At 65.8% G+C, this 14,725-nt stretch carries 12 protein-coding genes; 9 read left to right on the top strand and 3 right to left on the bottom strand.

The window, feature by feature from the left end:
• Nucleotides 1–78: 78 nt before the first annotated feature.
• Nucleotides 79–1,116 (bottom strand): amino acid ABC transporter permease, encoded by a 1,038-nt coding sequence (locus tag EJC77_RS02020; RefSeq protein ID WP_205786779.1) that lies wholly within the window; start codon nt 1,114–1,116, stop codon nt 79–81.
• 71 nt (nt 1,117–1,187) lie between these two features.
• A complete protein-coding gene (locus tag EJC77_RS02015) occupies nt 1,188–2,051 on the bottom strand; it encodes an ABC transporter substrate-binding protein (protein ID WP_125609900.1) in 864 nt (287 codons plus the stop codon).
• A gap of 163 nt (nt 2,052–2,214) precedes the next feature.
• Here EJC77_RS02015 and EJC77_RS02010 point away from each other — a divergent pair, with 163 nt between their 5' ends.
• Both EJC77_RS02010 and EJC77_RS02005 read left to right on the top strand, forming a co-directional pair.
• Entirely contained in the window at nt 2,215–2,871 is a 657-nt protein-coding gene (locus tag EJC77_RS02010; protein WP_125609899.1) for a TetR/AcrR family transcriptional regulator, read from the top strand.
• Nucleotides 2,872–2,913: 42 nt separating this feature from the next.
• Nucleotides 2,914–4,125 carry a Glu/Leu/Phe/Val dehydrogenase dimerization domain-containing protein gene (locus EJC77_RS02005; protein WP_205786777.1) on the top strand — a complete coding sequence of 404 codons (1,212 nt, stop codon included), beginning with the start codon at nt 2,914–2,916 and terminating at the stop codon, nt 4,123–4,125.
• Between the two features lie 16 nt (nt 4,126–4,141).
• Here EJC77_RS02005 and EJC77_RS02000 read toward each other — a convergent pair whose 3' ends face one another.
• Entirely contained in the window at nt 4,142–5,740 is a 1,599-nt protein-coding gene (locus EJC77_RS02000) for an APC family permease (protein WP_205786775.1), read from the bottom strand.
• A 133-nt stretch (nt 5,741–5,873) separates the two neighbouring features.
• Between EJC77_RS02000 and EJC77_RS01995 the strand changes: the two genes are divergently transcribed.
• From EJC77_RS01995 to EJC77_RS01965, 7 genes are all read left to right on the top strand, one after another.
• Nucleotides 5,874–7,280 (top strand): flavin monoamine oxidase family protein, encoded by a 1,407-nt coding sequence (locus tag EJC77_RS01995; protein ID WP_125609898.1) that lies wholly within the window; start codon nt 5,874–5,876, stop codon nt 7,278–7,280.
• Nucleotides 7,213–8,175 carry a TetR/AcrR family transcriptional regulator gene (locus tag EJC77_RS01990; protein WP_338069450.1) on the top strand — a complete coding sequence of 321 codons (963 nt, stop codon included), beginning with the start codon at nt 7,213–7,215 and terminating at the stop codon, nt 8,173–8,175. The genes EJC77_RS01995 and EJC77_RS01990 overlap by 68 nt, the downstream gene beginning before the upstream one ends.
• Nucleotides 8,176–8,244: 69 nt before the next feature.
• On the top strand, nt 8,245–8,838 hold the full coding sequence (locus EJC77_RS01985; RefSeq protein ID WP_125609896.1) for a TetR/AcrR family transcriptional regulator: 594 nt from the start codon (nt 8,245–8,247) through the stop codon (nt 8,836–8,838).
• Nucleotides 8,839–8,920: 82 nt separating this feature from the next.
• Nucleotides 8,921–10,999 carry an acetate--CoA ligase family protein gene (locus tag EJC77_RS01980; RefSeq protein ID WP_205786765.1) on the top strand — a complete coding sequence of 693 codons (2,079 nt, stop codon included), beginning with the start codon at nt 8,921–8,923 and terminating at the stop codon, nt 10,997–10,999.
• An 11-nt stretch (nt 11,000–11,010) separates the two neighbouring features.
• Nucleotides 11,011–11,817: an SDR family oxidoreductase gene (locus tag EJC77_RS01975; RefSeq protein WP_125609895.1), complete on the top strand. Its 807-nt coding sequence runs from the start codon at nt 11,011–11,013 to the stop codon at nt 11,815–11,817.
• Nucleotides 11,814–13,436 (top strand): thiamine pyrophosphate-binding protein, encoded by a 1,623-nt coding sequence (locus tag EJC77_RS01970; protein ID WP_125609894.1) that lies wholly within the window; start codon nt 11,814–11,816, stop codon nt 13,434–13,436. The genes EJC77_RS01975 and EJC77_RS01970 overlap by 4 nt, the downstream gene beginning before the upstream one ends.
• Before the next feature lie 38 nt (nt 13,437–13,474).
• Nucleotides 13,475–14,632: an acyl-CoA dehydrogenase family protein gene (locus EJC77_RS01965; protein ID WP_125609893.1), complete on the top strand. Its 1,158-nt coding sequence runs from the start codon at nt 13,475–13,477 to the stop codon at nt 14,630–14,632.
• Nucleotides 14,633–14,725 lie beyond the last annotated feature (93 nt).

The raw sequence follows: 14,725 nt of genomic DNA, 5'->3' as shown, positions 1-14,725 counted from the left end.
TGAGGGGCAATGCGGGGGCGTGATTCGACATGACCCAAGCTTAACCCTCAAAACATGAACTATTTTGGAGACACGCCACTAGCTTGATCCGGCCCGCTGCCGGGCCTGGTCCTTTTGGATCATCCGGTCGACGAAGCGTGACTGCGGGATGGTGGCCAGGACAAAGATGATGGCAACGACGGTTACCGGTGACAGGTTGAAAACGGACGAGGCAACCAGCCGTGATTGGGTGAATGCGTCGATGACTCCCATGACGCCGATCAGGGCCGTGTCCTTCTGGAGGCCGATGAAATCGTTCAGCAGCGGCGGGATCACCCGGCGTACGGCCTGCGGAACGATCACGGTCCGGAGGGCCTGCGGATAGGACAGGCCGAGCGAACGAGCCGCCGCCCACTGGCTGCGGTGAATGGATTCGAGTCCGGCGCGGTACACCTCGGCAACGTAGGCCCCGTAGGTGAGGGTCAGCGCGAAAATGGCCAACCAGATCGGCGGCAGGTCCTTGAAGACGGGGACCTTGGCCAATGACAAACCGAACCCGACCAGGTAAAGGACGATGATGCCGGGGATCGCCCGGAACACGTCGGCGTACATGATCGCGAGCATACGCAGTGGCCGGCCTGCCCGGCCCGGAAGCATCCGCATGATGGCTATCGCGAGACCCAGGACCAAGACAAGCACTTCGGCGCCCACGGCGACCCGCACGTTCACCCAGAACGCCTTGAGCACGTCGCTCCAGGCTTGGGTGATGAACGACGGGCGAAGGAAGGTGTGCGCGATGGCGCCGTCGTTCGTGCCGACGAACACCAGAATGCAGGCGAGCACGAACACGGCGGCAGAATAGCCCAGGCTCGTTGCCGCGGACTCCCGCCCGAGGGCCGCGACGTGCCTGGCCTCGACAATGTGGCCGTCCCGCAGGAGGGAATTGCGCCGCGTCGCGCCCCGGATGGCACGGGTGGCGGGAATGATCGGCGTAACCGCGGCCACACCCGCCAGGATGAACAGCACGATGAGGGGCATGCCGGACGAACCGGAGAGGGCATACATGCCTTGGAGGGCGTAGAAGGAAACGGCCGCCGTGGCCACCACCGCCAGGACCGCCGAGGCGGCGAGCGGCATGACGATAGGCGGGGCTGCTTGGGGAGGCCGGAATGACTTCAGGCCTCCTTCGCGCGTGGGAATCAAGTTGCTCATGGGATCGGGAACGCCGGAACCTTGGCAGGATCTCCGCCGAGGGTGGGGCCGAGCCAGGTGGCCGACAACTTGTCAAGGGTTCCGTCGGCGGACATGGCGTCGATGGCCTGGTTCATGGCCCCCGCGTTTGGCGAGTCCTTGGGATAGATCGCACCATATTGTTCACCGGTCTTGTATTGGCCGATGACGGTCATGGCCCCCGAGGATCCCTTGGCGAAACCCAGCAGGGTGGCCGTGTCCTGGATGGCCGCATCGATCTGCCCGGAGGCGACGGCCGTCACCATCGTGTCGGTGTCCTGGAACACGCGGGCAGGGGTCGCCGGATTGATCTTGTTCTTCACGAAGTCGACGGCTGTGGTGCCAAGCGCCACACCCAGCTTCTTCGACGCGATGTTCGACGCCGTGACGCCGGCACCCTCCTTGACCAGAACCGCGACGTTGGAGTCGAAGTACGGCTTGGAGAACTGCACGACCTTTTCGCGGGCCGGCGTGATGGACACCTGGGCCATGGCAATGTCGTAGTCTTTGGTCTGGCCCGCGACCAGCGCGTCGAAGGATGCATTGACGACCTTGACATGGTCAAGTCCGGCCCGGTAGGCGATGTTGGCGGCAAGGCAGTATTCATAGCCGCCGTCGATGCCTTCAGGTGACAAGCCCTTCCACCAGCCTGGTGAGGGCAGATTCGTCTCGACGGTGAGCGTGTTCTCGACGACGGGCTTGAGTGACATCGAGCCCTTGGCGCCCGTGACTTCGCACGAGCCGTAGCCGCCGGCGGCCGTACTGGAACCGCCGCAGCCGGTCAGGGCGAGACTTGCCACGGCGGCAACGGCCGCAAGGGTCCCAAATCGGTATCCAGCCATGGTCCTGCTTCCTTGGATCTGTTGATGAAAGGCGGTCCTCGTTCCTGACTCGCCGTACAGGTAATACGTAGACTGTGCCGTTCATCACAGGCGATGTCAACCACTGAAAAGAATGTTTCTTCGCCGGGGCGTTGGGCCGGCGGCGGGGGATAGAGTGCCATTCATGAAGAGAATGAATGCCCAGGCGCGGCGAGTGGAAGTGCTCGGGGAGACCCTGCGGCAGATCCGTGAAAAGGGCATGTCGACGATGCGAATCGCGGATGTCGCCGCCGCCATGAATGTCAGCGCGGCGCTGATCATCTACCACTTCGAGACCAAGGAGAACCTGCTCGTCGAAGCGTTGATGCATGCCGCCGAGCGTGATCTGTTGAAGTTGCGCCGAATCATGCACGAAGCCCGCTCGCCGGCGGACCGCTTGATGGTGGCCCTTGAGTGGTACGCGCCAACAGGCCAAGCCAGGGGCTGGCAAATATGGATTGACGCCTGGTCGACCGCCATGCGGGACAAGACGCTGCGCAAGGTCCTCTCCGACCTGCAAGACAGGTGGACCGACGAGATCGCCGCCGTGATCGACGAAGGGGTGGTCCAAGGAGTCTTTCGCGTCGATGACTCGCGTGACGCGGCAACCCGGATCACGTCCATGCTCGACGGGCTCGCCGTGCGCATGGTGGTGCACAAGGACGACTTCAAGCGGGACGTTCTGCAGGGGTGGCTGGTCCGCCAGGTCGCCTGGGAGCTTGGTGTCGATCCGGGTGAACTTGGCCGCCGGGAAGCGGGAAGCCTGCCTCTTGACAAGTCATTTGAGCCCAATGCAAACTGACTCGTGATTCAGTAAAAATGCACGCGAGCCAGGAGTGACACTATGCCGATCGCAGTTGAAGAGAAGTCAACGAAGACCATGACATCGCCTTTCCTCGAGGTGATTTGGACAGATCCCGAGAGCGGGCGGCAAGGCTTCCTCGTCATCGATCGTCTTGTTCGGGGCGTCTGCAGCGGGGGGCTTCGCATGCGCAAGGGATGCACCCTTGACGAGGTTCGGGGTCTTGCCGCCGGCATGACGTTGAAGGAGAGCCTGCACTACCGGCCCGGAAACCGCTATGTGCCACTGGGCGGCGCCAAGGGCGGTATCGACTGCGACCCGCACGATCCCGAGATGCGCGCCGTCTTGAAGCGCTATGTTCAAGGAATCAGCGCCCTGCTCCAGGCGCATTGGACGATGGGTGAGGACCTCGGGCTGCAGCAAAAGTTGATTGACGAAGTGATCGGCGAACTCGGGTTACAGAGCTCGATTCAGGCCGTCTACCCGTTGCTGGAGAACCGGGATGAGGCGATTGAGCGGTTGGAGAAGGCCTTCGGCATCGATGTCGACGGGGTTGGATTGGGCGAGTTGGTCGGCGGGCTGGGTGTCGCCGAATCGGTACTGACCGCACTCAACGAATTGGGCCGGCCCGTCGCCGGGTCTCGAGTCGTCATCCAGGGCTTTGGTTCGATGGGCGGCGCGACGGCCCGCTATCTGGCCCGGGCCGGCATGCTGGTTGTGGGAATCGCCGATGCCAACGGGGTCATCGTCAACCCCGAGGGCCTCGACGTCGAGATGCTGCTGAGGTCGAGGAATGGTTTCGGGGAGATCGACCGGTCGAGCCTGGGGCCCGACGATAACGAACTGCCGCGAGACGACTGGCTGGCCGTGGAGACCGACGTCCTGATTCCGGCCGCGATCTCATATTGCATCACTGCGGAGAACCAGGCCCAGATCACCGCCTCGCTTGTGGTTGAGGCGGCGAACATGCCGGTGCTGCCGGAGGCCGAAGCCCTGCTGGGTGCTCGCGGGACACGGGTCGTGCCGGACTTCGTCTCCAACTCGGCAACCAACGCGTGGTGGTGGTGGATGCTGTTTGGCGACATCGATGCCGACCACGGCCAGTCCGAGGCGAAGATTCGTTCCGAGATGAGGCGCATCGTCACCGACATGTTCCGTCGGGCGGATCGGGACGGAACCACACTCCGGGAAGCGGCTTTGGCGTTCACGGCGGACCAGCTGCAGGCGATTGAAACCCGCTTCGGTCGGTCATGACGCCAGTCGGCCCAGGCTATTCGGCGGTGTCCAGGGAGTCGAGGCTTGCGGTTTGGGCGAGCTTGCCGCGGAAGAACTCGGGCTGCCGGCGGCTGAGGACGACCATGGCGACGATTCCCACGGCGAAGGCTCCGGCGCCGATGATGAAGACGCCGCCGATGTGCCAGTGTGGCGCGAACGGCAGCGTCCACGAGGTGTAGCTTGAGGCCGGGTTCCAATCGTTGATGAGGCTCCATATCCCGGCGGTGAAAAGCATGAGTCCGCCCAGGGCCGGGAATACGGCGCGAAGCCAGGGGTGGCCGCGTTCGGGCCGGGGTGTCTGGCGATACTGCCACGCCGCGGTCAGTCCGGTCAGCCCATAGTAGAACGCGATCATGAGCCCGCAGGCGGCAACGGCGTCGCCGATGACGTGTCCGTCGCTCAGGAAGTTCATCACGATGTAGAACAGCGCCCCGGCGACGCCCGTCACGATCGTGCCGACCTTGGGGCTGGCGTATTTCGGATGGACCTTCGCGAACACCCGTGGGAGCGCGCCGTAACTGCCCATGGCAAGCATCGTACGGCCGAGCGTCAGGATGGTGGTTTCGGTTGAGGCGGCCGCCGAGGACAAGACCATCAGGACCATCAGGTGGGCACAAAACGATCCAATGGGGCTGGTGCCGAAGACGGCATCGCCAAGCGCCGCGAAGACATTGCCGGAGTTATCGGGGTTGCCCAGACCATTTCCCGTCGTGCCGATGCCGGCGACGGCGATCGTGGCGACGGTGGCGATGAGGTAAAGCGCCAACAGGAGAAATGTAGAAATCGTGGCGGCCCGTCCGGGGGTCCGTTTGCGGTCGGCGGTCTCCTCGCTGACTGTCAGGGAGGTCTCCCAGCCCCAGTAAATGAAGAGCATGAGGACAATCCCGCTGACGAACGCGCTCGGCGATGAAATCGCGAACGGATTGAGCCAGGAGATGTGCGGTTGCAAGGCGCCGGTCCCGGCGTTGCCGGCATAGACTCGGACCAAGGCGACAACCGAGAAGATCACCAGCATGCCGAACTCGAGGAACAGCAGCACACGTTGGACGGCCGCGGCGACCTCGATGCCCCGATAGCAGACCCACGACATGAGAGCGATCCAGCTGAGCCCGACGAGGAGCACCCACGGGTTGGATGGGTCGTTCCCGATGCGGTCGGCGCCGAAGAGCAAGAAGCCGTATTGACCTGCCACCTGGGCGAGACTGCCCATGACGAGGACGAATGAGGCGATGATGGCCCATCCGGCCATGAACCCTATTCTCGGTCCCAAGATCTTGCTGCCCCAGGTGAAGATCGTGCCGCAGTCGGGATCGCGCCGGTTGAGCGCCGAATACCCGAGCGCGACGAACAGGATCGGCACGAAGGCCAGGGCGACGACGACCGGGGCCTGGACGCCGACGAAGGCCACGACGAATGCAATGGTGGCGGCGAGGCTATAGGCCGGCGCCGCGGAGGCCGTGGCCAGAATGACGCTGGCGACCATGCCCAGCGCACCCGGGCGCAGGCCCTTGCCACCCGGGCGCAGATCTGGGGATTCGGTCTGGACCGACTCTGATTTGCTGATCCATGCCATGAGGATTCCTTTGGTTGCCATGGGCGCGACTGTGACGCAAATCGCAATTGACTGAATAATCAATGTTGCTGATGCGGTGATGGTTGTCAAGAGTTTCGATCGTCCAAATCGCAACTATTGACGCATTGTTCAGTCTTGCTGCATGCTTGGAGGCATGTGGACAGGTCAGAAACAGGGGATCACCGACGGCGAGATGGATGGCCAGGTTGACGTCGTCGTCGTGGGCGCGGGTTATGCCGGGCTGGCCGCGGCCCTTCGGCTGAAGGACGAGGGAATCGACTTCGTGGTCCTCGAGGCCTCCGGGCGGGTCGGCGGGCGCGTGCTCAGTGAGGTGCGCGAAGGCGGCGCCGTCGTGGATCAGGGCGGCCAGTGGGTGGGGCCGACGCAGAAAAACCTGCTTGCCCTGGCCGAGCGTTTCGGTTGCGAGACGTTCCCCAGCTGGGAGGAAGGGCGTCACATTGAGGTGTGGCGGGACGGGTCACGCGTGGCGTATGACGGTGCCGCACCGGAGGCGGGCCCCGGAATCGATGACTATTGCCGCGTCACCACCCTCCTTGACGCCATGGCGAAATCCGTGGACCTGGACCAGCCGTGGCTGACCCCGGACTTCGAGCTGTGGGACAGTCAAACCGCCGAATCCTTCTTCCGCGCCCAGACCGGCGACGAGGATGCCATACGCCGGCTCGCACTGGCGATCCAGGGCGTGTGGTCGTGCGAGCCCCGGGAAATCTCGCTGTTCCACGTCGTGTTCTACATCGCGGCGGCCGACGGCTATGAGCAGTTGATGGAGACGCGCGATTGCGCCCAGGACAGCCGCTTCCACGGCGGTGCGGCGGCACCGGCAACGGCTCTCGCCGTGGAACTGGGCGACCGTCTGTGCCTGAATACGCCGGTCGAAGCGGTGGAACAGGACGAGCAGGGAGCAATGGTCCGCACGGGTTCGGGAGTCATCCGGGCCCGGCGGGTGGTCGTTGCCCTGCCGCCGCCGGCGACGTCCGGGATTTCCTTCACGCCCACCCTGTCGATCAGCAGGCGTGGCTGGCTGGCGCACAGTCCGATGGGGCGGGTCGCGAAGGTCCATGCCGTCTACACGCAACCATTCTGGCGGGCGGCCGGGCTCTCAGGTATCGCCACGGTGTACGACGACGGACCGGTCGGGGTCGTGTTCGACAACTCGCCGGCCGATGCCTCGATGGGCATCCTCGTGGGTTTCGTCTACGGGGACCGGGTGAGTGATTGGGCCGAGCGCCCGGCCGCCGAACGCCGGGCCGCCGTCCTGGAAACCCTGGCAGCCATCGCGGGGCCGCAGGCGACCGACCCCGTGGACTACACCGAGAAGATCTGGCCGTACGATGAGTTTGCGCAAGGCGGCTATGAGGCGTATGTGACCCCGGGCGGCTGGACGGGCTACGCCCGTGACGGCTGGCGCACGCCGAGCGGCGTCATCCACTGGGCCGGAACGGAGACCGCCGGCCGATGGAACGGCTATATCGATGGTGCGATCGGGTCGGGCTACCGCGCCGCGGACGAGGTCCTGGCCGCCATGGTTGACGCCCGGTGATCTCTCCAGCATAATGATCTCCGCCATGACCGAGTCGAAACAGGAACCCCCCGACCCGGTGGTCGGCCGTGTGCGGAACGTCGTCCTGTCCGCGGACCTGACCCAACGGGAGTTCGCCGCCAGGATCGGGATGGATGCGACGGCCCTTTCGAAGGCGTTGCGCGGCGTGCGGCGGCTGCAGGACCATGAGCTCAAGGCCATCGCCCGGGTGGGCAGGGTTCCCATCGATTATTTGCGCACGGGGGCCGGCCACGCCCCCGTGCGCATCGCCGCGGCGGCCGGCGTGTCCTCGCGTCGGCGGGCCGAGAGCCTGGACGCCGAAGAACGGCGGGTCCAGATCCTTGAGGCCACGGCCCGCCTCATTGCGCGCAAGGGATTCCACAACGTGCGCGTTGCCGATATCGCCCGGGAGTGCGGCACCAGCACGGGAACCGTCCATTATCACTTTCCGTCGAAGGACGAGACGTTGCGTGCCGCCCTCCGACTCTATGCGGACCGGTTTCATGCGCAACTGGACGACGAGTTCCGCCGGTCAGGCAACACCGTCGAGATGCTGCGTCGCTTGATCGAGGTACAATTGCCCGCCAGCGAGGCGGACCTTGATGAGTGGTCGGTGTGGATCCAGTCCTGGAACGAGGCGATGCTCCAGCCGGAGTTGCGGCAGGAACACAGGCTTGTGTATGGGCGGTGGCGTGCCATCGTCGTGAATTTGTTGACACGTGGGCAGGGCGAGGGCTTGGCCGCGGGTGTCGATGTCGACGCCCTTGCCGGGCGATTCACCGGCATGGTGGACGGGCTCGCCATCCAGGTCGTCACAGGATCGGGTGACATGACGGTTGACCGGATGCGAGAGCTCCTGCTTGATGCCTTTGAGCCCCACATCACGTTGCGGTAGCCCTGCGCGACGACCTTAATTGACGCTATAGTCAGAAATGTTGACCTGACCACTGAAAGGCGTTGATGCATGGCCCGTCCGAGCGCAGTTGCCCAACGACGACGCGAGATCCTGGAGGCGACCTGTGAGGTGGTTGCCGAACGTGGCTTCCGTGACCTGCGCATCGCCGATGTGGCCAAAGTGGCCGGCTACAGCACCGGAACCGTGCACTACTACTTCGATTCCAAGGAAGACCTGCTCAAGGACGCCTTCCGCTTCCAGTACGACCAATCGCTGGGGCGACGAGATGGCCATTTCGAGGAGGATGACGACCCGGTCGCGCGCCTTCGCAAGTTGGCGGACGGATATCTGCCGATCTCCGCGGCCGCTGTCCGGTCGTGGCGCGTGTGGCTCGAGTTCTGGGTCTCGGCCGTGGGGGACAGGTCCCTGGGTGAAGTCAACGAGGTCTACTACGGCGACTGGCGACAGACCGTGATTGAGACGACGAAGGCTGGAATTGACCTGGGACTCATCGCCGTGGGCGACCCCGTGGCCTTTGCCGACGCCTTCGTCGGCATGCTCGACGGGCTGGCGATCCAGGTGCTCATCGGCTCGAAACACATGACGGTCGAGAGGATGCAGGCCACCTGCAATGCATTCATCGACTCCGTGGCGATCCGTTAGAAAAACTGCTTGACATTCCGGGCTGGCACAGGCACAGTTTCATTAATAACTGACGCATTAGTTAAAAATGGAGTGTTGTCCGATGGCGATGAGATCCGAAGCGACCGGCCTGCCCGGTGTGGGGTTGGCGTCCTCGCTCGATCCGTTCCGCAATCCCGCATCCGTTGCGGTTGTCGGGGCAACCGACGACCGGTCCAAGTGGGGATATTGGCTGGCGCGCGGCGCCTTGGGTGGAAAGCACCGCCGTTCCGTCTATTTCGTCAACCGCTCAGCCGGGACGGTGCAGGGGGAGGCTGCCTTCGCGAGCGTTTCGGCCCTGCCCGAAGCGCCCGACCTGCTCGTCCTCTGCGTCCCGCCGCAATTCATCGAAGACGTCGTCGTGGAGGCGCTGGCCAAGGGGGTCAAGGCATTCCTGGGCATCACCGCGGGCGTGCCCAACGAAGCGCGCATCGGCGAATTGATCCGTGCGGCCGGCGCGCGCATCATCGGCCCCAACAGCCTCGGGCTTTATGACAGTTCCGCCGAACTCCAGCTCGCCTGGGGCCACTTCACCCCGGGACCGCTGGCGATCGTTTCGCAGAGCGGCCAACTCGGTTCGGAGATCGCCAACCTTGGCGCCGGCGCCGGACTTGGCGTATCGCGCTTCATCTCGGTGGGCAACCAACTCGACGTCGGCGCCGCGGAACTGCTCGATGACCTGGCCGACCATGATGCGACACGGATGATAGCCCTCTACCTCGAAAGCTTTGCCGGTGGCGCAGACCTGGTGGGGACGCTGCGCACCCTGGCCGGGACCGGCAAACAGACGATCATCCTGACCACGGGTGCCAGTGAGGGAAGCCAGCGGCTCGCCCAATCGCACACCGGGTCGTTGACTTCGGCGCTGGACACCATCGATGCGGCCTGCCGCGCGGCCGGCGCCATTCGAGTATCGACGCCCACCGAACTGGTCAATGTGGCCCGGTATCTGAGCGTTGCCCCGAAACCGGGCGGCCGACGGGTCGCCGTCGTCAGCGACAGCGGGGGCCAAGGTGGCATTGCCGCCGATGCCGCCGCGGCATCGGGATTGTCCACCCCGGTGTTTTCGTCGGGCCTGCAGATGAGCCTCGCCCAAATCCTGCCGGACGGCGCGGCGGTTTCCAACCCCGTCGACCTGGCCGGTGCCGGCGAAGCGAACCTGCAGGTGTATGCCGACCTGAACGAACGGCTCCTCGCCTCCGGCGAGGTCGACGCCGTCGTGATGTCCGGCTACCTGGGTTGCTACGGCGAAGACAATCCTGTGATCGAGGATGCCGAACTGGCGGTGGTTGACCGCATGGGGGAGATCGTCCACGCCTCGCACCTGCCGCTCCTGGTGCACAGCATGAGTGCCGCCTCGCCGGCCGTCGGCCGGATGTGGGACCACGGGATTCCCGCGTTCCACGGCATCGAGTTCGCGATGAAGGCGTTGGCCCAGGCAGCGGACCTGGCGGCCTGGCCGGGCCGGCACCTGAAGGTTCCCGATGCCGACTTGACCGTTTCGGAGCCGGGCTACTGGGCCGCCCGGAGCCTGCTTGCCGATCTCGGCATCGCCACGCCGGCCGGACTGCTGGTCACGTGCAGAGGCGACCTGGAGCATGCCGCCACGCAATTGACCTTTCCGGTCGTCCTCAAGGCGGGGTGGCTTGAGCACAAGAGCGAGCATGGTGGTGTCAAGCTCGGCCTCGACACGCTTGAACAGCTCGCGGCCGCCTACGACGACATGCACGCGCGCCTCGGCGACGGCAACTATGTTGTCGAGGAACAGGACGAGCGGGCCAACGCGATTGAGGTGCTGGTCGGCGGCCGGCTGGACCGGGACTTCGGGCCCGTGATCGCAGTCGGCGCGGGCGGCACCGAGACCGAGCTGCACCGTGACGTCTGCGTCGAACTGGCACCGGTCGATCACGCAACGGCACTGGGCATGATCGGGCGGCTCAAATGCCTTCCGCTGCTCAATGGCTGGCGCGGCAAGCCGGCCACCGACATCGAAGCCCTCGCGGCCGTCGTCGTCTCCGTGTCTGAAGCCATCGCGGCCAACGGCCACATCACCGAACTTGAACTCAACCCCATCCGCGTGGCGCCCGAGGGCGCCCTCGCCGTCGATGCGCTCGTCGTAGCGGCGGTCGCGGTCAAAGCATGAAGGAGAACGCCATGAAGATTCCCAACCTCGCGAACGAATTCGATGGCCGCGTCGCGGTCATCACCGGCGGCGGTTCGGGCATCGGCCGCGCCGTCGCCCGGCGGTATGGGGCCGCCGGCGGCAAGATCGTCGTCCTCGGCCGTCGCGAAGAACCCCTGGCGGAAACCGTCGAGCTCATCCGTGCCGCCGGCGGCGCCGCCGACTACGTTTCCTGCGATGTCCGCGATGCCTCGGGGGTGGCCGAGGCGATCGACGGCGTCGTGGCCCGCGAAGGGCGCATCGATGCCCTCGTGAACAATGCCGCCGGCAACTTCGTGACACCGGGGGAGAATCTGAGCCCGAACGGCTGGAAGGCCGTCATCGACATCGTCCTCAACGGTTCGTTCTATGCGACGCATGCCGCCGCGCAACACATGCTGTCCGCCGGAACCGGATCGATCCTCAACGTCATCGCGACCTATGCCTGGCACGGCCACCCCGGCACCGTGCACAGCGCCGCCGCCAAGGGCGGCATCGTCGCCATGACGCGCACGCTTGCCGTCGAATGGGCCGCCCGCGGCGTGCGCGTCAACTGCATCGCGCCCGGACCGACCGAGACCGAAGGGGCCGGCAAGGCGTTGTGGGGGACCGACGCCGCGCGCGCCCGCGTCCAGGGCGGGGTGCCGGCCGGACGTTTTGCCAGCCCCGAGGAAATCGCCGAATCGGCGTCCTTCCTGATGAGCGACCGTGCCGACTACATCACGGGGGAAGTCCTCGTCGTCGACGGCGGCCAGTGGCTCGGCAAATCCGTCTACACGGATGAAAGGGCCAGGGCATGAATACGCTGACCGGAGGCGAAGCGCTGGTCGCGGCGTTGGCGGCGCACGGTGTCGACACGGTGTTCGGCATCCCGGGCACCCACAACCTTGCGGTGTACGCGGCACTGTCGAAGTACGGCATCACCCATGTCTCGCCGCGACACGAACAAGGCGCAGGCTATGCCGCCGACGGCTTTGCCCGCTCGACCGGCCGTCCCGGGGTCGTGCTGACCACCACGGGCCCGGCGATCCTGAATGCCGCCGCGGCCGCCGCCCAGGCGTATTCGGATTCGGTTCCGGTGCTGTTCATCTCCCCGGGCATGCCGTTGCGCCATCCGGGTCGCGGGAACGGACTGCTCCACGAGATCAAGGATCAGGGGGCCGCAATGGCCTCGGTGGTCGCCTACAGCCATCGCGTCACCAGCGTCGAGGAAATCCCCTTGGCGGTTGCCCAGGCGTTCGCCGCAATGGCGACGGGGCGCCCCCGTCCGGTGCATCTGGAGATTCCGCTGGACCTCCTCGATGAGTCGGCTCACGTCGTCCTCGTCGGGCCTGTCCCGGCGGGCGTCTGCAACGCCCCGGCCACGGTGCTCGCCGAGGCCGCTGACGTCCTCAGAGCGGCGGCGAGGCCGCTCATCATCGTGGGCGGCGGTGCCTCGCGCGCCGCCCACCAGGTCAGGGCGGTCGCCGAAGCCCTTGGCGCCCCGGTCCTGGCCACGACCAACGGCAAGGGCGTTTTCCCCGAGGACCATGCGTTGGCGCTTGGCGCCGGTGTGCAACACCCCAGCGTGCTCGACGCCGTGGCCGACAGCGATTGCGTGCTGGCCATTGGCACCGAGCTCGCCCCGTCGGACTGGTGGATCGGCCGGCCCGCGTTTGACGGCACACTGGTCCGCATCGACATCGACGCGGCCGCCATCAACACGAATGCCGTGCCCACGCAGGGGCTGGTTGGCGACGCCGCGACCGTGCTGGATTCACTCCTCCCGCTTCTCGGCGGGGTGACGGTCGACGGCGCCGCACGCGCCGCCGCCTGGCGCGTGAAGATCCAGGCCGACGCGCAAACCGAGGGCGCGCCGTGGCTGGACATCGTGGGCGCGATCGCCGAGGCACTGCCCCGCGACGCGATCGTCGCCGGCGACAGCGCGATGGCCTGCTACTACGGCGCGCTGTCAAACCTGCCGCTGTACCGGCCCAACGCGTTCCTGTACCCGACCGGAGTGGGCACCCTCGGATTTGGGCTGCCGGCGGGCATCGGCGCCAAGGTCGGCTCCCCGGACGCACCCGTCCTGGTGCTGCAGGGCGACGGCGGCATCATGTTCACGATCGCCGAACTCGCCACCGCCGCCGAATTGGGCATCGCCTTGCCGATCGTCGTCGTCGACAATGGCGGGTACGGCGAGATCCGCAACGAGATGGCCGACCGCAACGAACCCGTCCACGCCGTTGCGCTCGGGCATCCGGACTTCGCGGCCCTCGCCGAATCCCTGGGGTGCCACGGCGTCCGGGTGGAGTCCACCGCGGACCTGACCGGGGCGATCAAGTCGGCCCTCGACAGCGACCGGCCGACGCTCCTGCACATCCGCGAGCAGAGCCGCGCCGCCGAGGACATGCTGCAAGCCGTGCGCCATTCGAACTGACAACCAACCACCCGCACCACAAGAGACTGGAGAACGCCATGGCCAAAAAAGCCACCGAATACTGGCCGCTGACCGACGAGCAGCGGGCCATCGTCGAGTTGTGCAAGGACTTTGCCACCAACGAAATCCGGCCGCGCGGCCGTGAGGTGGATGAGGCGGATGTGGTGCCACCCGTCGACATCTTCCAGAGCGCGGCGAAGGTCGGCATCACCGATTTCATGCTCCCCGAGGAGTATGGCGGCGGCGGGTTCACCGACGTCTTCACCCAGTGCCTGGTCCAGGAGCAGCTGTGCTGGGGGGACCCGGGCATCGGCAACTTCGTGTGCTCGAACGGTTTCTTCGCCGATCCCATCCTTGCCCTCGGCACCCCCGAGCAGAAGAAGAAATGGCTGAGCCCGCTCGCCGGCCCCAACGCGCCGTTCACCGCGCTGGCAACGACCGAACCCGGGTCAGGGTCGGACTCCGCGTCGATCGTGACACGCGCCACGAAGGTCGACGGCGGCTATGTGATCAACGGCCAAAAGGCATGGATCTCCAACGCGGGGCTGGCCGACCAGTACGTGGTGTTCGCCAAGACCGATCCGACGCAGCGGGCCAAGGGGGTCACGGCGTTCCTGGTGAAAAAGGGCGCCGAGGGGATGACATTCGGCGAGCCCATGAAGAAGATGGGGCAGCGCGCGATCGTCTGCCGTGAAATCTTTTTCGACAACGTGTTCGTCGCCGATGACGACCGCCTCGGTGAGGAGGGCCAGGGCTTCTACGGGCTCATGGAGACGTTCGACATATCCCGCGTGGTCCTCGCCGCCGCCGCAACCGGTGCGGCCCGGGCGGCGTATGAGTACGCGCTCGACTATGCGCGCACGCGGACGCAGTTCGGCAAGCCGATCATCGAGCACCAGGCCGTGGCGTTCCGCCTTGCCGACATGGCGACCCGGATCGAGTCGGCCTGGCTGATGACCCTGCATGCCGCCCGCCAGCTCGACGCCGGCGAAAACGTCACGGGGCTTGCCGCGATGGCCAAGCTCCAGGCATCCGAGACGGCCATGTTCTGCACCTGGGCCGCCGTCCAGACGCTGGGCGGTTGGGGGTACTCGCGCGAGTACCCGGTCGAGCAGTGGATGCGCGACGTCAAGCTCGAGGAAATCGAAGAGGGCACCTCGGACATCATGCGCCTGGTGATCTCCCGAAACCTCTAGGTGCCGCGGCACGGTGGGTGAAGGCAGCCGCCGTCCCCGGTGTTCGGCCGGGCCGGGTTCATTTTTATCGTTGACGGGATTGCAGGGAGAACC

The organism is Specibacter cremeus, from assembly GCF_003946885.1.
Taxonomy (GTDB): domain Bacteria; phylum Actinomycetota; class Actinomycetes; order Actinomycetales; family Micrococcaceae; genus Specibacter; species Specibacter cremeus.
This window is presented reverse-complemented; position numbering and strand designations above follow the sequence as displayed.

What these genes read in the sequence shown, in the direction of transcription:
- EJC77_RS02000 (WP_205786775.1), bottom strand. Translation starts at nt 5,740, where the DNA reads ATGGCAACCAAAGGAATCCTCATGGCATGGATCAGCAAATCAGAGTCG.
- EJC77_RS01985 (WP_125609896.1), top strand. Translation starts at nt 8,245, where the DNA reads ATGGCCCGTCCGAGCGCAGTTGCCCAACGACGACGCGAGATCCTGGAG.
- EJC77_RS02010 (WP_125609899.1), top strand. Translation starts at nt 2,215, where the DNA reads ATGAAGAGAATGAATGCCCAGGCGCGGCGAGTGGAAGTGCTCGGGGAG.
- EJC77_RS02005 (WP_205786777.1), top strand. Translation starts at nt 2,914, where the DNA reads ATGCCGATCGCAGTTGAAGAGAAGTCAACGAAGACCATGACATCGCCT.
- EJC77_RS01980 (WP_205786765.1), top strand. Translation starts at nt 8,921, where the DNA reads ATGGCGATGAGATCCGAAGCGACCGGCCTGCCCGGTGTGGGGTTGGCG.
- EJC77_RS01990 (WP_338069450.1), top strand. Translation starts at nt 7,213, where the DNA reads ATGGTGCGATCGGGTCGGGCTACCGCGCCGCGGACGAGGTCCTGGCCG.
- EJC77_RS01970 (WP_125609894.1), top strand. Translation starts at nt 11,814, where the DNA reads ATGAATACGCTGACCGGAGGCGAAGCGCTGGTCGCGGCGTTGGCGGCG.
- EJC77_RS01975 (WP_125609895.1), top strand. Translation starts at nt 11,011, where the DNA reads ATGAAGATTCCCAACCTCGCGAACGAATTCGATGGCCGCGTCGCGGTC.
- EJC77_RS01995 (WP_125609898.1), top strand. Translation starts at nt 5,874, where the DNA reads ATGTGGACAGGTCAGAAACAGGGGATCACCGACGGCGAGATGGATGGC.
- EJC77_RS02020 (WP_205786779.1), bottom strand. Translation starts at nt 1,116, where the DNA reads ATGCCGCTCGCCGCCTCGGCGGTCCTGGCGGTGGTGGCCACGGCGGCC.
- EJC77_RS01965 (WP_125609893.1), top strand. Translation starts at nt 13,475, where the DNA reads ATGGCCAAAAAAGCCACCGAATACTGGCCGCTGACCGACGAGCAGCGG.
- EJC77_RS02015 (WP_125609900.1), bottom strand. Translation starts at nt 2,051, where the DNA reads ATGGCTGGATACCGATTTGGGACCCTTGCGGCCGTTGCCGCCGTGGCA.